This window comes from Citricoccus sp. GCM10030269, from assembly GCF_042665635.1.
Taxonomy (GTDB): domain Bacteria; phylum Actinomycetota; class Actinomycetes; order Actinomycetales; family Micrococcaceae; genus Citricoccus.
The window spans coordinates 272,505-291,738 of the sequence record NZ_JBHTCV010000001.1; the positions used below are offsets into that span (position 1 = coordinate 272,505).

A 19,234-nucleotide genomic window follows, 5' to 3' on the forward strand; every position below is an offset into this window, starting at 1 on the left:
ACACCATGAAATCCCAGTTTCGATCCGCCCTTGCCGTCGCCTCCGTACTGTTATTGACGGCCTGTTCCTCCACCACGGAGACAGGAGCCAACAGCAATGCGGACGGCGGCAGCGCCGAGGGCACTGTCAACTACGGTTCGTTCTCCACGGGCACCGGTGCTCGGCAGGTTCTCGTCGCCGAGGACATGGGCCTGTTCGAGGACCATGGCATCGACCTTGAGATCACCACTCTGATGTCCACCTCTGCCTTGGCACAGTTAGTGGCCAGTGGTGACGCCGACATCGCCAATCTGACGTACCAGCCTGCGTTCAACGCGATGGCGGCCGGCGTCGAGCTGCGCATGCTGTCTGGTGTCCAGAAACTGCAGGATGGGATGCAGACGGTCTACGTCAAGGAGGATTCGGGCATCGAGTCCATCGAGGACCTGCGCGGCAAGAAGATCGCCGTGGCCTCCCTGGGCGGTTACGGCGAGTCCATGGTCGCCGAGGCTTTGGAGACCGCTGGCATGACGCTGGACGACGTGACCATGGTGGAGGTGTCTCCTCCCGAAACCACGGCCGCCATTCAACGCGGTGACGTCGACGCTGGCCATCTCACGCCGCCGTCGCGCGCCGCCGTCGAAGCCGAAGATGGGCAGGGGCTGGAGATGCTGATTGACTTCAATAGCATCCCCAGCCTCGAAGGAATGCCCCAGGGCGCGCTGGTGACCTCGGCGGACTACTACGAAGGACACGAGGATTTGATCGGCAACTTCATGGACGCCGTGGATGAGGCCGCTCAGGCGCTCGAGGAAGACCCGGAGCAGGACACCAAATACCTGGCGGAGCTGGGCAAGTTTGAGCCGTCCATTGCTGAGAACATCGTGCTGGAGACGTGGGTCGGCGGAGAGACTACGCGGGAAGACCTCCAACGCGTGGTGGACCTCATGGTCGAGCACGGTCAGCTACAAGAGGGCTCCGTGGACCTGGACCAGTTCATGGGGGGTGAGGACGCGCTGTGACTTCTGATCTGTTGTCCCCCACCCCTGAAACCGACCGCGAACCCCTGCTGTCCGTCACCGGACTGAACAAGACCTATGACACCGACCGTGGATCCTTCGTCGCGCTGGAGGACATCTCGTTCTCTGTTCATCCCGGCGAGTTCCTGTGCATTGTCGGTCCGTCCGGGGCCGGAAAGACCACACTTCTGCGATGCCTGTCCGGACTGCATCAGCCCACCAGCGGAACCGCGCTGTTCGACGGCCAGAGCATCACCGAGCCGCCAAGAGGCCTGTCCATGGTGTTCCAGGACTACAACCGCTCCTTGATGCCGTGGCTCAATGTGGAGCGCAACGTCCAGTTCCCCCTGATTCACAAGGGACTGTCCAAAACGGAGATTCGAGAACGGTCGGATGAGGCGCTGGCGTCCGTGGGCTTAGAGAAGTTCGCCCGTAGTGGCATCTGGCAACTCTCCGGGGGTATGCAGCAGCGGGTGGCGATCGCTCGAGCCTTGGCCTATCGCCCGTCGTTGCTGCTGATGGACGAACCCTTTGCTTCGGTAGACGCTCAGACCCGCAGCGAACTCGAAGATCTGGTACGGAACCTCCATCTGGAATCTGGTCTCACCAGTCTGTTCGTGACTCACGACATCGACGAGGCGGTCTACCTCGGTGATCGCGTGGTGGTGCTCTCCAAACCACCGACTTCGGTACAGGAGATCGTGGAGGTGCCCTTGCCGCGGAACCGGGATCAGTTGCATACCAAGGAGCTCCCCGAGTTCAGTGCCACCCGATCTCGAGTCCTTCAGAGCATCCAGAACCTCTGACGCACCCTGCGTCTAGTGGTCAAAAGCGCCCCAACACGCCCGGGAATTCGGGCGATACTGGGGCGCTTTTGACCGCCAGTTGCACGCAGATCGATCTGAAGGTGCACGTCGGCCAACCGTCACGATGACGTTCCGGCCGGTCACGTTGCCGTTGTACTCCGTTCACGGAGAAGCAACAGAGTGAGCAGTGCCCAACGGTTACCCCCGGCCGGAACGTACATCCAACGGAAGGTACTTCGTGAACGCTTTCACTCGCACTACCCATCAAAGATCCCGCATCGCTGTGGGAGTCTTGGCCCTCACCGTCAGCGGAGCCATGCTGAGCCCGGCGGTCACGGCTGCTACGGCAGCCCCCACTGCGCCCATCACCACGGAGAAGGCCGCTGAAAAGTCGCCCGCGACGTCGGCCACCGCCGGTGAGGCGTGGAACGAGACGGCATACCGCGGCTCCGTGAACATCGTCGAAGGTGATGACGAGACCGCAGACACGCTGGACGGCGTCGTGTTCAAGGACACGAACCGCAACTCTCAGCAGGACGAGGACGAGCCGGGCATTCCGGGCGTGACCGTGTCCAACGGGCGCGACGTCGTCACCACCGACGAAGAGGGCCGCTACGAGTTGCCCGCCTTCGACAACATGACGGTGTTCACCACCCAGCCGGCCGGCTATCAGGTTCCGGTGGACGAGGACAACGTCGCCCAGTTCTACTACAACCACCTCCCCGAGGGCTCCCCGGAGTTGGAGTACGGGGGCATCGAGCCGACCGGTCCCCTGCCGGACGCGGTGAACTTCCCGATGGTCGAGAGTGAACTCACGGCGGCGGAGGAACAGCACTGCGCCATCGGGGCGGACGTGCAGACCTACAACGAGGACGAAGTCGAGTACGCCCGCTCGGGAGCCTTCGCGGACCTGGCGGCGCGCACCGACTACGCCGGATGCGGTGCTCTGTTCATCGGCGACATCGTCGGTGACGACCTGTCCCTGTTCCCCCAGACCCGCGAGCTGACGAGTATGCTCAACGGTCCCGCCCGCTTCCTGCCGGGCAACCATGACATCGACTTCGAGGCCCTAGACGGCGAGCACGAGTTCGACACCTACCGCTCGCAGTTCGGTCCGGAATATCACTCCTACGACGTCGGCCAGGCCCACGTGGTGGCGCTGAGCAATATCGTCTACCCGAAGGCCCCGGGCGAGACGAGCGGCTACACCTACGGACTCGGCGAACGCCAGCTCGAGTGGCTCCGCCAGGACATCGCCGCCGTTCCCGAGGACAAGGCCATCGTGCTGGCCGGCCACAGCCCGCTGCTGGAGTTCTACTACTCTGACTCGCACACCCATCAGGACCTTCAGGACATCTACGACATCCTGGAGGGCCGCGAGGTCATTTCACTGGGTGGCCACACCCACATGTCCGAGAACCTGCGCGAAGGTGACTTCATGGCCGGTTGGGAAGACGAGCTCGGCGAAGCCGGTCTGCCGTTCACCCACCTGACCGTGCCAGCCGTCTCCGGCCAGTGGTACGACGGCCGCGTGCAGTCCGAGGGCTACCCCACGGCGATCCAGCGTGACGGCACCCCTCCCGGCGTGCTGACGCTGGACATCGACGGCACCGAGATCACCGAGCGCTTCACGGCCACCGGCCGGGACGACGACGATCAGATGGCTCTGGGGTTGAACACCCCCGAGTACCGGGAGTGGTTCGAGACGTACCAGGACCAGCGTGGCGAGGCCCCTGAATTGGAGAACGCTCTTGCCGTGACCCAGGACCAGCTCGCGGACACGTGGCTGACCACGAATTTCTGGATGGGTTCCACCGGTTCTACCGTTGAGGTGGCCATCGACGGCGGCGAGCCGGTCGAGGCCGAGCGCACCCAGCAGATGGACGGCGAGACCCCGAACATCGGGGCCGAGTTCACGGACCCGGTGGCCGTGCAAGAGCAGTTCGTCCACGGTGGCGGATTGCACGATCGCACCATGCACCTGTGGCGTCTGCCGCTGGCCGAGGACCTCTCCGCTGGCGAACACACCGCCGAGGTGACCGCCACCGACGTCCACGGACGGGAGTTCACCGAGACTCTGACGTTCGAGGTCAGCGAGGGTTCCACCGAACCAGAGGAACCGACCGCTCCGGAGTTCTCGGACAACCAGCCCGGCTCAGCGTTCTACGCCCCCGTGCAGTGGATGGCCGAGAACGGCATCTCCGTGGGCTACGCCGACGGTACCTTCAAGAAGAACCAGGACGTCACCCGCGGCGAGACCACTGCCTTCCTGCACCGCTACGTCAGCCCCGACTTTGCTGCACCGGCCACCAGCCCGTTCAGCGATGTCCATGCTGACGGCGCGTTCTACCGTCCGATCACCTGGGCCGCCGACGAGAAGGTGACCGCCGGTTACGCCGATGGCAGCTTCAAGCCGTCCCAGGCTGTGACCCGCGGAGAGTTCGCCGCGTTCCTGTACCGCCTTGCCGGACCGGAGCACCAGGCCCCAGCGGAGAGCCCCTTTGATGACCTCAACGCCGGCGGCGCGAACTACTCCGCCATCACGTGGTTGTCCTCGGAAGGCATCACCGTCGGTGATACCGAAGGCAACTTCAACCAGTCAGAGGAGATCACCCGCGCGGAGATCTCCGCCTTCCTCCAGCGCTACGACCGTGTAGCCGACCAGGACTGACCCGCAGCACCCCCCACCACGCATCTAGTGGTCGAAAGTGCCCCATTATGGGCCCATAAAGGGCTCAAAATGGGGCACTTTTGACCTCCAGTTGCTCGGGCGACGCCGGGCGCTGGGGCTGAGGACGGGCAGCACGAGAGAACCAGCCCGGCGGCTGATACGCCACCTCCAGGGGCGTGCCGCGCACGACACGTTCCAGTACCAGGGACACGATGACCGCTGCAGCCGCGACCACGAGCGCCACCACTGTTCCCAGCTCTGCTGCTAATCCGGGGAAGAGCGTGGTGAGTACGGTCCCCACGAAGGCGACCAGGATGACGTGCGCCAGATAGATCGGCAGAGTGTTCCGGCCCAGATACTGCAGGGCCGGCGACACCACGGGCATGCGGACGAGCAGACCGGCCCCCACGAACCCAGTGGCCACGGCCAGAATCCGCACCAGGAAGGACACCACCCCAACGTCCTCCAGACCCAAGACGAACACCAGCAACGTCAACCCGGCGCAGCCACCGAACAGCACCAGTCCCGGGGCAAGGCGCTGACGACCGACGATGCGAAGGATCACGTCTTTGCCGTGCAGTCCGGCCAGGAAGAAGACGTAGTAGCGCCCCATTCCACTCCAGCTCAGGGAGAACGAGGGCAGCATCAGGAACACGATGGACAGCACCGCGGCCCCCAGCAGTTGCCAGCGGCCCGGCACCCAGCGAGTGATGAGCTTGGTGGCAACGAAGAACACCACAAGGGCATGCAGGAACCACAATCCTGAGGTGGGCTCCACCAGGCTCATCAGCAGGCGCATCGGGTCGGTCTCCTGCGGCCGGGCCTCCATGGGCATCAACAGGAAATACCCGAAACGCAGGAGGCTCCAGAGCAGAAAGGTCCACACCAGCAAGCTCAATCGGGACGACCACAACCGTCCCCAGGGCCGGCGCACCACGGAGCCCGCGAAGATTCCGGATGCCGCGAAGAACAGCGGCATCCGGAGCACCTGCAGGTCCTCACTGATCGCCCATAGTCGCTCGGCGTCCACGCCCATCTGCCCCACCATCAGGATCGTGTGCATCAGGACCACCAACAGGATGGCGACGCCCTTGGCCACATCTACCCACCCGACTCTTGCGGAGACGGTACTGCCGGCCGTGCGCATAAAACCCTTCGATGGAGAACTGGCGACCAGAGTCGCAAGACGCGGCGAGTCTACCGGCGCCTATCCCGGAAGGCGGGCACCTTCCCAGCGTGGGCCGTATCCCAGCACGACGACGGTGCGCGTCTCGTCCGCGCCGGTGCCGTCGTCGTCGGAGAAATCGGTGATGATGATGCCGGCCTCCGGGTCCGCGCGGGGACCGTCCTCGCCGGGCTCACCGCTGCCGGTCGTCCGCAGCAGTTCGATGTCCAACCAGGACGCTGCGGGATCGTCGGGCCAGCCGGCCAACGGTTCGGCCAGCCCACGGCCCCACTCGACGACGGTCACCGACCGATCCACGGTGGCGTCGAGATCCAGGTCCGCCAGCTCCGCCGCCGATCCGAGCCGGTAGGCGTCCACGTGCACCAAGTCCGGCCCCCGGCCCTGCACGGAGGGATGGATCCGGGACAGAACGAATGTCGGGGAGATGATGCCTTCGCGCACGCCCAGACCGGCCCCGAGCCCTTGGGTGAAGGTCGTTTTGCCCGCGCCGAGTTCCCCGGTGAGGATCAGGACGTCACCGGCTCGCAGCGCTCCGGCGAGCCGAGCTGCCCAGGCCTGCGTCGCCGTTGTTCCCTCCAGGTGTACTTCGCTCCTCAACACCGGCTCCGGCAGTCTTTCGCAAGCGCCGGTCAAGTCCCTCACCGCCGGTCCCCTTTCCCGCGGCCCGCACCGTCAACTTCTGCCCGTAAAACACCAATACCGTCGAGTTCTGCCCGCAAAACGTGGGGGTGGGGGTGAGTCTGGGGGCCGGGGTGCAGGGTCACCGGCCGGCTCCTGTGGGGGCGCCAGCGTCGATTCCGGGCTGGGTGTCCACGTGAATCCGGGGTACCCGCGCGGCGATCCGCGTCACGAGCTCGTAGTTGATGGTGCCGGCGGCATTGGCCCACTCGTCGGCGGTGATCCCGGAGGTGGGTCCGAACAGCTCCACCGCGGCTCCCACCGGTGCCACCGCTGGATCCTCGGTCTTCAGATCCACCACGAACTGGTCCATCGCGATCCGTCCGGCCGTCTCGTACCGCTGCCCGCCGATGGAGACCGGCGCGGCGGTGGTCGGGCGCGGGATGCCGTCCCCGTAGCCCAGCGGCACGAGCGCCAGTCGGGTGGCCGAGGCAGTGCGGTACCGGTAGCCGTAGGAGATGCCGTGGCCGGCGTGGACGGCCTTGTTCTGGGCCACCGTGGTGGTGACGGACATGGCCGGGATGAGCCCGAATTCGGCAGCCGGGCGGCCGGTGAACGGGGTAAGGCCATAGATCCCCAGGCCCGCGCGCACCAGGTCCAGGTGAGTGTCCGGGCGGTGGAGGATGCCGGGTGTGTTGGCGATGTGCCGCACGTCCGGGTCCAACCCGGCATTGCGTGCGGTCTCCACGGCGGTGTGGAATGTCTCCAGCTGCTCGTCGGTCTCGGCCTCGCGGTCCTCCTCGTCGGCCACGGCCAGGTGCGAGAACACGCCGACCACGTGGATGAGTCCGGCGTCCTGCAACTCGGCGGCGCGGGCGACCACGGCCGGCCAGTCCTCCACGGTGGCCCCGTTGCGGCCCAGGCCGGTGTCGATCTTCAGGTGTACGCGGGCGGGGCGTTCCAGGCGCTGAGCGGCCTGGGCGATCGGTTCGAGCTCCCAGCCAGAGGCCCCGAGGTCGATGTTCTCCTCGAGAGCGCGGCCGAAGGGACTGCCGGTGGTGTGCAGCCAGGCCAGCATCGGGGCGGTGATGCCGGCCTTGCGTAGTTCGAGGGCCTCGCTGACGTGAGCAAGGCCCAGCCAGGTGGCACCGGCGTCCAGTGCGGCGCGAGCGACGGGCAGTGCACCGTGGCCGTAGGCGTCGGCCTTGACCACGGCCATCAGCGCGGCCGGCTGGACCCAGGACCGCAGCGTGGCCACGTTGTGCCGGATGGCGGCCAGATCCACGACGGCGGCGCGCTCGGCTGGACCGACGGGCCGGGTGAGCCCGGCGGTGCCGGTGGACGAGGAACCAGTGGGCCCGGTTCCGGGACGGGGGATGACGTTCGGAGCAGGGCGCTGCTCGGAGAGGTCAGAAAGGAAGTCGGCTGACATGATGCCGCCTATTCTTCCATCTGCTCCGGACAACAGTGATGCACGAGTTTCATCCGGCGGCATCCAAGCGGTGAACGAGTACGGACTCGTGTTCAGCCCGGCCGACGGCCCGCATAGGTTCGGGGTCATGAAGGGCATCATCCTAGCCGGGGGCACCGGCTCCCGGCTCCACCCCATCACTCTGGGCGTGAGCAAACAACTCGTCCCCGTCTACGACAAGCCGATGATCTACTACCCGCTGTCCACACTCATCCTGGCCGGCATCCAAGACATCCTGATCATCACCACCAGCCACGACGCCGACCACTTCCACCGCCTACTCGGGGACGGCTCCCGGTTCGGCATCAACCTCACCTACACGGTTCAGCCATCCCCTGACGGCCTCGCCCACGCCTTCATCCTCGGCCAACACCACATCGGCCACGACACCGTCGCCCTGGTGTTGGGCGACAACCTGTTCTACGGCACCGGCATGGGAGACCAGCTTCAACGCTTCCAGAACATCGACGGCGGAGCCGTGTTCGGCTACCGCGTGAACAACCCCTCCGCCTACGGCGTCGTGGAATTCGACCAGCACGGCCAGGTGCTCTCCCTGGAAGAGAAACCCGCCGAACCCAAATCCAACTACGCCGTGCCCGGACTCTACTTCTACGACAACGACGTCATCGAGATCGCCCACTCCCTGACCCCCTCAGCCCGCGGGGAGTTGGAGATCACCGACATCAACCAGCGCTACCTCGACCAAGGCTGCCTTCAGGTCTCGATCCTGCCCCGCGGCACCGCCTGGCTGGACACCGGCACCGTCGACGACCTCAACGACGCCTCCGACTTCATCCGCACCGTCGAGAAACGCCAAGGCCTGAAAGTCTCCGCCCCCGAAGAAGTCGCCTGGCGCCGCGGCTTCCTCACCGACGACCAACTCCGCCGCGTCGCCGAACCCCTCGTCAAAAGCGGCTACGGAACCTACCTGCTCGGCTTGCTCGAGCAAGAGCGGGACGTCACTGAGCTCGGCCTCCGGGCGGCGTCCTGAGCGTCGGCTCGTTCAGGACAGAACTCGCTACGCCTCCAAAGCCTCGGCCTGGGCGTGGATGCTGTTCGCCGCAGCAAGGACGTGTTGGAACTCGTCGTCGTCCAGAGTCGGCAGGGCGGCTTCGAATTCACCATCCTGGGTCAACCTCGTCGGCAGTGACACGTAGGTCTCGGGCAGAGTGTCGATGCCCCGGGTCCAGACCGTGGTGGTCACCGTGTTGCCGGCCTCGAGTTCCCGGACCAGCTTCATCACGCCGAAACCGGTGGCCCAGCCGGACTTGCGCCCGGACTTCAGGGCGAGCCAGCGGGCGAACCACGTCTCCAAGTGATTTTCGAGCCGCTGCCGCGCCTCGCCCTCCCAGGTGACCAGTTCGCCGTCGATCTTCACGGTGGAGAAGATCGGCACCTGGCCCTGGCCGTGTTCGCCGAGGACCAGGGCCTCCACGCGCGAGGTCTCCACACCGAACTCGCGGGCAATGGCGGACTGGAAACGGGCGGTGTCGTTGAGCGCGTAGCCGATCAACCGGCGTGGGTCGAAGCCGTGGGTGCGGCTGAGCCAGTCGGCCAGGATGTCCACGGGGTTGGTTAGCAGCAGCACCAGTCCGGTCGGCGAGAGCTGTTCATGGATGGACTCAGCGAGCTTCCGCAGCAGCCCGGCGTTCGCATCCAGGAACTCCCGGCGGTCGCCCTCGGGGTTCTCCGGAATGGACGCGGCCACGACCACCAGGTCGGCGGTCCCCTCCGGCGCAGGCCCGTTGATCAGTTCCGGTGTGTCCAGTCCCAAGACGGTCTGGGCATCGGTCAGGTCGATGCGGTGGCTCTCCACCAGGTTCTCCTGCAGATCCTGCAGGTACAGTTCCTGACCGACCCCGTTGCCGGCCAACTGGGCCACCACGGAGGAGCCGACCATGCCGGCCGCTCCGATGACCGCGATTCTCTCCATCATGCGTTCTGCCCTTCCGTGCTGGTGGTGAAATCAGCGCTGGTGCGGATGAGGATCTTGGATCCGGAGCCCTGGGCGAGTCGGTCGATCGCCTCGGCCGTCTGCTCGATCTCGACCTCCTCAACCCAACCGGTGAAGTCAAAGACCCCGTCGGCCATGGCGGCGATGACGCCGTCGAAGTCCTCGGGCAGGTATGCGGAGGACCCGACGACGGCCATCTCCTTGGAGACCAGGGACATCGGCATCAGTTCCACGGGTTTGGTGTACAGCGCCAGGATGACCGTGAGTCCACCCGGTTTCACGGCCTGGAGTGCGGCGTTGAACGCTGCGCTGACGCCGGCTGCGTCGAACGCCGCGCTCACGCCCAGCCCGTCGGTCATCTCGGAGACGGCCTGGTTGACGTCGTCGCTGGTCGGATCCACCACGTCGGCGCCCAGCCGGGCCATGGTCTCCCGCCGGGAGGGGTTCGGTTCGGAGACCAGAATCTTCTCGACGCCGAAGGCTCGCAGCGCGAACCAGAGACCGATCCCCACGGGGCCGGCCCCGATGACCAGAGCGGTGTCCCCCGGCTTCAGGTTGGCCAGCTTCACGCCGTGCCAGGAGACGGCCATCGGCTGCACCAGGGCGCCCATCCGCAGGTCCACGTTCTCGGGCAGTCGGTGCAGCATGTAGGTCGGAACGGTGGTGTATTCGGCGATGCCCCCGCCGTGAGAGTGCATTCCGTGCAGTCCGCGGACGGTGCAGGCGTTGTACAGGCCCTGGGCGCACGCGGCGCACTTCCCGCAGTAGTAGGTGGGCCAGACGGCCACGCGATCTCCGACCGCGTAGTCCTCCACGCCCTCGCCCACCTCGACGATGGTGCCGGCGAACTCGTGCCCAAGGATCTGGGGAAGCGTGGCCCCGGTGACCGGATGCGGCTTCGACAGATCGCTGCCGAGGGAATCGGGCTCATTGAAGATGTGCAGGTCAGATCCGCAGATGCCGGAGTACGCGTTCCGAATCTTGACCTCCCCCGGTCCGGGCGAAGGCTCTTCTACCTCCTCGCAGCGGAGATCCTGTTTCCCATAGAAGACTGCAGCCTTCATCGGGTCATTCCCTTCGTGTCGTGCTGGCCTGTGGTGCTGTGCTCGCCTGCGGTGCTGTGCTGACTGATCACACGACACTCTCTTCCATCTCTTTGGCCTCGGCTTCCAGTTCCTCTTCCGTACTGAATTCCCGACGCCAGCCGGTCACGACCGCGAACAGCATCACCAACAGCAGGACCCAGCAGTAGAAGGCGAAGCAGGCCAAGGTGACGGGCGAGAAGGCGGTGTAGCCGGCGTCGTGCACTTGTTCCATCACCATGCTGTAGGGCACCAGCAGCGCCATCGCGTAGGGCAGGCCGCCGCCGAAGACGTTGGAGCAGGCGTCGAACAGGTTGGCCCGGCGCCACGGCGCCAGTCCGGCACTGTGACCGACGCGGCGCACGAACGGCGAGGCCATCACCATGGCCACGGGCGTGACCACCACGAGGGCATTGATGATCAACACCACGAAGACCAACACGAGCTCGGAGCGCCGCGGATTGGTGGCGTAGCGCTCGGTGGCCGCGATCAGCCATTCGACCACACCACCGCGCCGCAGCGTGCCGATCAAGGCCATGAGGAAGATGGCCACGACCACCACGCCGACAGATCCGTCGATGCCTTCGATGATGAACCCACCGGACTCGGAGGCCGCGGTGTCCACGAAGAAGATGTCGGCCGGCTGCAGCAGCCCGGTGGCCCAGCCCAGAATGATGCCCAGCACGTTGCTGTACAGCAGCGCCTCCACGAAGTGCCGACCGAGCAGCATCAGCGTGATCGTCAGCGCGGGCACCAACAACATGACCAGGCTGGCGGGGTTGGCCTCGCCGTCCACCTGGCTCACCACTCCCCCGGAATCGTGCAGCACCGCGAAGCCGATGTAGATCACCACGGTGATGGCCACAGCGACCCATGCATAGGGAAGCCGGGTCTTGACCACCTTCTGGATGGACGCGCCCTGTGAGTAGGCGGAGATGATCGTGGTGTCGGAGACCGGAGCGACGTTGCCGCCGAAGATCGCGCCGCCGATGATCGCGCCGAGCAGCAGGAACGGGTCCGCGCCGACGGCGAAGCCGGCGAAGAACAGGGTCGGAGTGGCAACCAGCACCGTGCCCATGGCCGTGCCGGTGGAGACTGAGAGGAGGCCCGACAGCACAAAGGCGATCAGCGGGAACCAGGCCGATCCGACGCCCAGCTGGGTAGCCGCCCACGCCAGTCCGTCAATGAGGCCACCCGCACTGAGCAGTTTGCCCATGATCCCGGCCAGGAACCAGGCCAAGAGCATGACGCCGAGCATGGTGGAGCTGATGCCCTCGATGAGGGAATCAATGTAGACGGACTTGTTCTTGGCCAGCAGCAGGCCGACGAAGATGGCGGCCAGAGCGATGACCCAGTACACCGGAAGCTGCGCTGCTCCCTGCAAGGCGAAGGCCGCGATGCCGACCACCAGGACGCCGAACGGGATGAAGAACGATTTCAGTCCGCCATACAGCTCCAGCACCTCCTCGTTTTCGGACGCACTGACGGTACTGGCTGACTTCATAGTGGGACTCCGCTTCTGATCACATCTGTGCAGAGTGTGGCACCGGCCACACCTCAAGGCTTCCCTTCACGGTAAGCACAGACACTGGCCGGGTCCACTAGTTATTAGCAGGGGTACCTATAGACGCCGTCGATATCGCCCGGTGCTGCCCGGTGTTGCACAACGCTGCTGGCTCAACGCGGGGGGGGTGCGTCAGGCGTTTTCGGGCGGTTGGGTATGCACGGTGGCCCGAATGGTCGTCATGGTGTGGTTGGGGATGTAGGGGTTGCCCTCGCCACCGTCGTGATCTCCCCAGAGGATCTCGACCTCGGTGCCGTCGGTGATCGATTCGTCGACCGACGCCAGGGAGACCCAGCTCGGGATGTTCCCGTTGTATGCGTGGTAATGCGTCAGCCCGACGGCTTTGCCTCCTTCGCCCCCTTGATTCCCCTGGCCCCCGGTCTGCACTGCGTCGTAGTACTCAAGCGTGGCCGGAGTGGGCAGCAGTCGTGGTCGGTTGGGGCTGTCGAGTTCTGAACCTGCGAGAACGCGCGCGGTATCCTCCCGGTTCCACAGCAGCCAGACCTTCTGCCGGTGCTTCTCCGAGGCCATCTGCTCAAGCGCCTCACGCCCGATGAAGTCATGGTCGAACTTGAGCATGTGGCCGTAGCCGAGATCCCACGGCGTCATGTAGTAATCCTCGACCGCGTCCGAGTAGTAACTGCCGCGGAACCCGAACGCGCCGAAGAAGTTCTCCACGGTGTCGTCCGGCAGCCACTCGCGGTACCGCCTCATCTCCTCGTCCTGGCCATAGATGGCCGGCAGCGGACACGGGATCCAGCCGTTCGCGGTGGCCGTGGTGCGGTAGGCCTCCGAGCCGGCCTGCTGCAGCCCGAACTCCTCCCCGGCTTTGAGAATCGTCTCCAAGAATGAACTGTGCTCCTCTTCTGGTCCGAAGAGCTCGACGCCGGTATTCGGTGACCCGGGCGCCGCGACCATCGTGTGGCCCAGGGCATGTACGGTGCGCCCGCCGAGTTCGAGATCGGCCAGGTGGAAGAACTTCACCGGCTCCACCGAGGTGCCGGCGGCTTTCTCGAGAATCTTCTGCGTGTTGGGCCCTTCGAGCTCGTAGCGGTAGAAGCGCTTCGGCGTCTCGCTCACGACTCCCCGGTACGTCAGGCCGTCGTCGCGGGTAAAGGTGACGTCGTAGTTACCGACCTCCGCTTGGAACTGGATCCAGTTGATGGCCGGCGGCTCCCCCACCAGGGCGAAGAGACCGTCAGAGAGTCCGAACAGGATGACGTCCCCGATGACGTAACCGTCCCGGTTGACCGTCAGGTATTGCTTGGCGCGTCCGCCGCCGAATGTGGCGTAACTGTTCACCGAGGTCTCAGACAGCAGCTTCAAGGCGTCCGGGCCCTCGATGTACAGGTCGGTCATGTGCCAAGACTGATTGAACAGGACGGCGGTGTTGGCCCACGCCTTTTGTTCGTCCCGCCAGTTGGTTTAGAAGTTCGGGTACGGAAACACCTGAGACGGCGGCAGTGGCTCCGAGAGCAGTCGATGGGCGGACCCAGCTTCATCAATACGATCCTGAAATGACATTGTCACGCCTCCAGCACATTCTTTGACGAATGAACGAACCACGGATTCATGCAGCCCGTGGTGTCTGCACCGTAGTCTTGCGTGGAAAGCCCCCTCAAGACTCTGCCGCCCCCACCGTTGAGCCAGCAGGGATGTGCGTTTCACGCGTCTGAAACGCACGTCGCTCCCGGCTCAACGAGAGGGTTCAGCGCACCAGAGGCGCCCCGCCGACCGTGACCTCGGCGTTCAGCTCGCCGACGTGGTCCGCATAGTTGCCATAGGCGCTCACGTCCCAGCGAATCTCGTGGTTGCCCGGCACGTGCTGGATCCGGTTCCGCGGTTCGGCCGGCACCAGGTCCAGATAGCTCTGGTACTCGGCGTCCGTGCCGTATTCGGTGACGTCTCCCGCATGCAGGACCAGCTCGGGATCGTCCGCCGCGATCGCCTTCAGCGTGGCCTGGAGCCGGGCCTGCTGTGCGATGTTCTCCGGGTCGGCGTGGGGGTCCGTGAAGAACGCGAAGGTGTGCCGTCCTGTGCGGTTGCCCTGGCGGGCGACGTCGGCCGGAGCCGCAGTGGCCGACGTCGCGCTGGCCGAAGATTCGGCATAAACAGCGACGGCGGCCAACAGTGCCGCTGTGCCCCCACCGAGCACGGAGCGCCGGGAGAGCGCCTGCGCGGACGGGGATTCAGGCAGGTTCGGAGTCATGGTCTGCACCTTCCACTGTCGGGACCTCAAGACGGGACCATGAAGACGGTACGGAACACGACGGAGGGTCACGTGAGGTCCACCTGACGCGGCCATGACTGCTCGATGAACTTTCGGTGGCCCCGTTGAGTTTCTGGCCAGACGCCCACGTTGTGCCAGGAGTGATGTGCGCTTCAGGCCCGTGAAACGCACATCGCTCGTGGCTCAACGCGCCTGGCTCAACGCGCCTGGCTCAAGGACGACTCTGGTCCGGCACAATGATTGACATGGCACAGCTGAGGTTTTGTGGACTCGAGATTTCCTATGACGAGCGCGTGCTCGAGCCGAGGCCGTGGACCGAGTCGCAATCGACGTGGGCTGCTGAGCTGCTGACGGACGCCCAACCCGGACCCGTGTTGGAGCTCTGCGCCGGCGCCGGGCATATCGGACTGGGCGCCGTGCGGGATTCGGATCGCGACCTCGTCATGGTGGACGTCAATCCCGCGGCCGAACAATTCGCCCTGGAGAATGCGGCCGCGAACGGCCTGGAATCCCGGGTCACCTTCCGGCTGTCCCGGCTGGACACCGCTCTCGACGCCGGCGAGCGCTTCGCCATGGTGGTTGCGGACCCGCCGTGGGTCCGCTCAGAGGACACGACGATGTTCCCTGAGGATCCGGTTCTGGCCATCGACGGCGGCGACGACGGCCTCGATCTCGCGCGGCAGTGTGTCGATCTGATGAGCAAGCACCTGGCCGACGGCGGCTCTGGCCTGCTCCAGCTCGGGAATCGTGCGCAGGCCGAGACCATCGCGGCCTACGCCGCGGGCCATGCGGAGGGGCCGCTCGCCGCGGTCGAGACCCGTTCCTTCGACCGCGGCGTACTGGTTCACCTGACCCGATGAGCGGTGGTGCTCAAGGAGGACTCGCGGATCAATGTCCGGGGCGCCGTCGCATCACCTTGTGCGTACCGTCGCACCACGGCTTGATCGCGGATGCCCCGCACCGGCAGACAGCACTCACCGGGCGGGTGGTCCGGTACTCGTTACCGTCCTCGTCTTGCACCACGTGATCACCGCGAAGCAGCATGGGCCCGCCGGGGCACAACACCACATCGGGGTGGTCCGTGCCCGACCCCTCCGATTCCACCGACTCCTCCGGCTCGCTGCTCATGCCGACCACCGGCGCAGCATCCGCTCAGCATAGCGGTCCTCCAGGTCCAGGCTGGTCCAGGCGCCGAGGTAGACGTCGTCGTGCAGCTCCGGCTCCTCCTCGAGGAGGGCGCCGCAGATGGTGCGCACCGCCAACTGCTCGTGCACCGCGTCGGCCTCCACGTGCTCGGTGTAGTACCCGATCATGGACGCCGGAAACCCGAGCCGTTCCAGGCCCTGGGCCATCCGCCGCGAGGGGGCCGAGCTGGTGGCCTCGAAGGCCGCGAGGAAGCCGAGCGACGCTGCCCGGAGACGGCGGTTCAGACCGAACAGGGACATCGCATTGTTCTGCTCCAGGATCTCCACGGGCGCCTCGTTGATGTACGCGCCGTAGTCGGAGTTCAGACCACTGTCATCCAGGCCGCGGCGGAAGAGGTGGGCGTGGAGGCGGTTGGGGTCGCCGTCCCCGTATTCGTCGAACTGCAGCTCCATCACGGCAGCCTTGACCTGGTCGGAGAGCCGGGGAATCACCCAGGTGGTGTGGTCCGACTCCTTCAGGTGGTAGATCGTGCGGTGCCTCAACAACTCGTGTACCTGCTCGGCCGTTGCATGCCGCTGCACGTGGGCCGCCAAGGAGGGACCGTCATGGCCGGCCACGAAGGCGAAGAACGCCTCGGCGAACCCATCCGGCTCCGGCACCTCGGGCATCCGCGCCCGCAGCGTTCGTTCGAACTCGCGCTCCAGGCCACGCCGCACGGCGATCAGCTGGGGATCCCACTCCAGGTCCCCGGCCACGTCCTCGAAGCCGCGGTAGTGCTGTTCGTATAGGGCCCACAACGTGAGCTGGGCATCCTCGGCGTCGCCGGGCTCCGGGGCGCTGGCCACGGCAGAGGTCTCGCCGGTGCGCATGGCGTCCAGGACGACGTCGCTCAGGGGGCCACGGGGCTGTGGGGTCAGCACGGGCGCACCCCCGTTGCGGGTAGCGCCGGTGACATCACAGTGGCCTCGAAAGGCGAGAGCGGCATGCAGATCCTCATCAAATCGTCGAAGGTGGGCCGTTCAGGCAGCGCCGTGTCCGCCGCCGCGTCACTAACTTATATCGAGTTCGGGCCGGTGCGGCACAACCCTCCGAGACCGCGATAAGCCAGGCCTAGCTGGTGACTTTCAGCAACCCCTTTTTCGCCAACAGCCCTTTCTCCTCCAGCGCCCGCTCCAGGTGCGGGGCCAGGGTCCTGGCATAAGTGGCCGTGATGTGGTGAGAGTCCCGGTAGAGCAGCACGCCGCCGATCACCGGCGAGCACACCTCCTCGGGGCAGAGCCGCGCCGAGAGATCCACAGAGGGGACGTCGTCGACCATGTCGAGCGCCTCCAATTGTTCCGGCAGGCCGCTCTTCTCCAGGGCCTCGTCCCGCGGAACGGCGCAGGCGTCGAGGGAATCCTCGTTCTTCACCACGCATTCGGGGACATCGAAGTCCGGCCGGGGTACGTCAAGGATCACGCCGAGGGGCAGGCCGGCGTCGCGGAGTCGCTGCCAGGCCGCAGCCGCTCCGTGGGCGTAGGGGCCGCCGTCGGGCGCGGTGTGCCGGGAACTGGAGATGAGCACCAAATCCGGCTGATTTTCCTCGAGCCGGTTCATCACGTTCTCGCCCCACTCGTGGCAGTGCAGGTTCTCACCGCCGTGCTGGGTGTCCCGGATGATCTCGGTGGAGAGCGGACAGGCGGACTTGGTGTAGGACTCCAGCCGCAGCCCACGCTTCTCGATCACCCGGCGCAGGGCCGGGATCAGGTGCATGGCGTGTGAGTCGCCCACCAGGGCCACAGTGGTCTCGGCATCCTGGTCGCCGTAGGAACAGACGCGAGCGTCGGATTCTGGGCCGTGCACGTGGCAGCCCTCTTGGGGGACCTCAGGGATGTCTTCGTGGGCGTCCTCGGCGAGCGGGGTGAATCCACCGCCGGCGTTCTCCACCAGGCCCACGGTCGGGTCCACGTCCAGGGCCTCGGCGCCGTACAGTTCCACTGTGCGTTGCTGGCCGTCCTCGTCCTGGACCGTGGCGATCGTCGCCGTCGGGCCCTGCGCGGGCTGCGGCTGAATGGTCATCAGCCCCACGCCCACCAGCGAGGCCGCGGTCATCCCCGCGAGCCCCAGCCGGATGGCGCGCCCGTTTGGCTTCACGGCCCGCCAGCTCATGTACGGCCGCTCCAGGTAGCGGTAGCTCAGCCAGGCCGGGACCACGGACAGCCCGACGACGGCCACGCCGGCCGGCACGCTCAACCCACCGAACGCTTCGCCGGCCAGGACCACCAGGGGCCAGTGCCACAGATACCAGGAGTAGGAGAGGTCCCCCACCCAGGTCATGGGTGTGGTCGAGAGCAGCCGCCCCACCCCGATTCCGTCCCGTCCGCCGAGCCCAGCGACGATGACGGCGGCCGCACCGAGGGTCGGGAGCAGCGCGGCGGCGCCGGGGAACGGGGTGCCGGAGGTGTAGAGCACCGCGGCGGCCACGATGCAGCCCAGACCGGCCCAGCCCAGGAGCACCGCCAGTCGGCTCGGGAGCCCGGCCAACCGGGTGGCGAAGACCGCGACGAACGCGCCGATCGCCAACTCGTACATCCGCGTGGTGGTCGCAAAGTAGGCCGGACCGGGTTCGACGGCGGTGTAGTACACCGCATACACCAGGGAGGGCACCGAGATGACCAGCAGCGCGGCGGTCACCCACCCCCGGAGCCGAGACCGCCTGCGTCGGGCCAACACGGCCGCGAGGACCAGCAGCAAGGGCCAGAGCAGATAGAACTGCTCCTCCACGGCCAGCGTCCAGAAGTGCTGCAGCGGACTGGCTGCCGAGCCTTCCTGTAGGTAGTCGGCTTCCGATCCGGCGAGGACCCAGTTGACCACGAAGAAGGCGCCGGAGACGATCTGGGTGCCGATCTCATCCCACCGGGTGCGTGGCAGGAGCAGCAGGCTCAGCACGCCGGTGACGGCAAGGACGACCACGGCCGCCGGCAGGATCCGCCGGGCCCGGCGGGCATAGAAGCCAGCCAGGTTGATCCGGCCGTTGTCGCGCAATTCCTTCAGCAACAGACCGGTGATGAGGAACCCGGAGATGACGAAGAAGACGTCCACGCCCACGTAGCCGCCGGGCATGAGTGGCACACCGGCGTGGTAGATGAGCACCACACCCACGGCGATCGCGCGCAAGCCCTGGACGTCAGGGCGGAAGCCCGTTCGCCGGCCGCTTTCGGCAGGGGACGTCTCGGTCCCCTGTTGTGCCACAGCGGCCACCTTGGCTTCCCCATTTCTGCTGATCCGGTGATCCTCCCTCCCATGCTAAGCACAGTGGGGAGTTTCAGCTCACTTCACCGGCTCCTCCGGGAACGTACGGGCAGCAGAACGTCGAGTGCGCGATGGACTAATCGCGTTGGAACCTAGGCAACCGAACTAGGACGCGGCGCTCTCCTGATGCAACGCGGCACACCTGTGGGAACAGAAACCGTCATGACCGGCGGCCCTTGCCGCAGCCGGCGTGTACGTATTAGGGCACCTCCAGCGA

Annotated in this window: 15 protein-coding genes and 1 pseudogene; 5 read left to right on the plus strand and 11 right to left on the minus strand. The window is 66.0% G+C overall.

What is annotated here, in order from left to right:
- The first annotated feature begins 5 nt into the window (after positions 1 to 5).
- From ACFQQD_RS01340 to ACFQQD_RS01350, 3 genes are all read left to right on the plus strand, one after another.
- The gene (locus ACFQQD_RS01340; protein WP_378085417.1) at positions 6 to 1,001 is read left to right on the plus strand and encodes an ABC transporter substrate-binding protein; all 996 of its coding nucleotides are present in this window, start codon (positions 6 to 8) and stop codon (positions 999 to 1,001) included.
- Complete coding sequence (locus tag ACFQQD_RS01345) at positions 998 to 1,804, plus strand: ABC transporter ATP-binding protein (protein WP_378085419.1); 807 nt, start codon at positions 998 to 1,000, stop codon at positions 1,802 to 1,804. Before ACFQQD_RS01340 ends, ACFQQD_RS01345 begins: the two co-directional genes overlap by 4 nt.
- A 238-nt stretch (positions 1,805 to 2,042) precedes the next feature.
- Positions 2,043 to 4,475, plus strand: a complete 2,433-nt coding sequence (locus ACFQQD_RS01350) for a calcineurin-like phosphoesterase C-terminal domain-containing protein (protein WP_378085421.1) — start codon at positions 2,043 to 2,045, stop codon at positions 4,473 to 4,475.
- 64 nt (positions 4,476 to 4,539) lie between these two features.
- On the opposite strand, the gene ACFQQD_RS01355 is transcribed toward ACFQQD_RS01350, so the two are convergent.
- The 3 genes from ACFQQD_RS01355 to alr all read right to left on the minus strand — a co-directional run bounded on the left by ACFQQD_RS01355 (position 4,540) and on the right by alr (position 7,711).
- Positions 4,540 to 5,574, minus strand: coding sequence for an acyltransferase family protein (locus tag ACFQQD_RS01355; RefSeq protein WP_378085423.1), 1,035 nt, complete (start codon positions 5,572 to 5,574; stop codon positions 4,540 to 4,542).
- A gap of 108 nt (positions 5,575 to 5,682) precedes the next feature.
- A complete protein-coding gene (gene tsaE, locus ACFQQD_RS01360) occupies positions 5,683 to 6,294 on the minus strand; it encodes a tRNA (adenosine(37)-N6)-threonylcarbamoyltransferase complex ATPase subunit type 1 TsaE (protein WP_378086074.1) in 612 nt (203 codons plus the stop codon).
- A gap of 127 nt (positions 6,295 to 6,421) precedes the next feature.
- Positions 6,422 to 7,711: an alanine racemase gene (gene alr / locus ACFQQD_RS01365; RefSeq protein WP_378085425.1), complete on the minus strand. Its 1,290-nt coding sequence runs from the start codon at positions 7,709 to 7,711 to the stop codon at positions 6,422 to 6,424.
- Between the two features lie 127 nt (positions 7,712 to 7,838).
- On the opposite strand from alr, the gene rfbA reads away from it, so the two are divergent.
- Complete coding sequence (rfbA, locus tag ACFQQD_RS01370; RefSeq protein WP_378085427.1) at positions 7,839 to 8,741, plus strand: glucose-1-phosphate thymidylyltransferase RfbA; 903 nt, start codon at positions 7,839 to 7,841, stop codon at positions 8,739 to 8,741.
- Positions 8,742 to 8,768: 27 nt separating this feature from the next.
- On the opposite strand, the gene ACFQQD_RS01375 is transcribed toward rfbA, so the two are convergent.
- The 5 genes and pseudogenes from ACFQQD_RS01375 to ACFQQD_RS01395 form a co-directional block, all read right to left on the minus strand.
- Complete coding sequence (locus tag ACFQQD_RS01375) at positions 8,769 to 9,686, minus strand: malate dehydrogenase (RefSeq protein ID WP_378085429.1); 918 nt, start codon at positions 9,684 to 9,686, stop codon at positions 8,769 to 8,771.
- Positions 9,683 to 10,768, minus strand: a complete 1,086-nt coding sequence (locus tag ACFQQD_RS01380) for a 2,3-butanediol dehydrogenase (RefSeq protein ID WP_378085431.1) — start codon at positions 10,766 to 10,768, stop codon at positions 9,683 to 9,685. Before ACFQQD_RS01380 ends, ACFQQD_RS01375 begins: the two co-directional genes overlap by 4 nt.
- A 67-nt stretch (positions 10,769 to 10,835) precedes the next feature.
- Complete coding sequence (locus ACFQQD_RS01385) at positions 10,836 to 12,290, minus strand: Na+/H+ antiporter NhaC family protein (RefSeq protein ID WP_378085433.1); 1,455 nt, start codon at positions 12,288 to 12,290, stop codon at positions 10,836 to 10,838.
- 192 nt (positions 12,291 to 12,482) lie between these two features.
- Positions 12,483 to 13,751: pseudogene (locus ACFQQD_RS01390) on the minus strand (aminomethyl transferase family protein); the annotation flags it as partial.
- Between the two features lie 307 nt (positions 13,752 to 14,058).
- A complete protein-coding gene (locus ACFQQD_RS01395) occupies positions 14,059 to 14,559 on the minus strand; it encodes a metallophosphoesterase family protein (protein ID WP_378085435.1) in 501 nt (166 codons plus the stop codon).
- A 266-nt stretch (positions 14,560 to 14,825) separates the two neighbouring features.
- Here ACFQQD_RS01395 and ACFQQD_RS01400 point away from each other — a divergent pair, with 266 nt between their 5' ends.
- Positions 14,826 to 15,440 (plus strand): methyltransferase, encoded by a 615-nt coding sequence (locus ACFQQD_RS01400; RefSeq protein ID WP_378085437.1) that lies wholly within the window; start codon positions 14,826 to 14,828, stop codon positions 15,438 to 15,440.
- 28 nt (positions 15,441 to 15,468) lie between these two features.
- Here the strand turns inward: ACFQQD_RS01400 and ACFQQD_RS01405 are convergent, their stop codons facing one another.
- From ACFQQD_RS01405 to ACFQQD_RS01415, 3 genes are all read right to left on the minus strand, one after another.
- Positions 15,469 to 15,708, minus strand: coding sequence for a CDGSH iron-sulfur domain-containing protein (locus ACFQQD_RS01405; RefSeq protein ID WP_378085439.1), 240 nt, complete (start codon positions 15,706 to 15,708; stop codon positions 15,469 to 15,471).
- Positions 15,705 to 16,646: an iron-containing redox enzyme family protein gene (locus ACFQQD_RS01410; RefSeq protein ID WP_378085441.1), complete on the minus strand. Its 942-nt coding sequence runs from the start codon at positions 16,644 to 16,646 to the stop codon at positions 15,705 to 15,707. Before ACFQQD_RS01410 ends, ACFQQD_RS01405 begins: the two co-directional genes overlap by 4 nt.
- Positions 16,647 to 16,836: 190 nt before the next feature.
- Positions 16,837 to 18,957, minus strand: coding sequence for an acyltransferase family protein (locus ACFQQD_RS01415; RefSeq protein ID WP_378085443.1), 2,121 nt, complete (start codon positions 18,955 to 18,957; stop codon positions 16,837 to 16,839).
- Positions 18,958 to 19,234 lie beyond the last annotated feature (277 nt).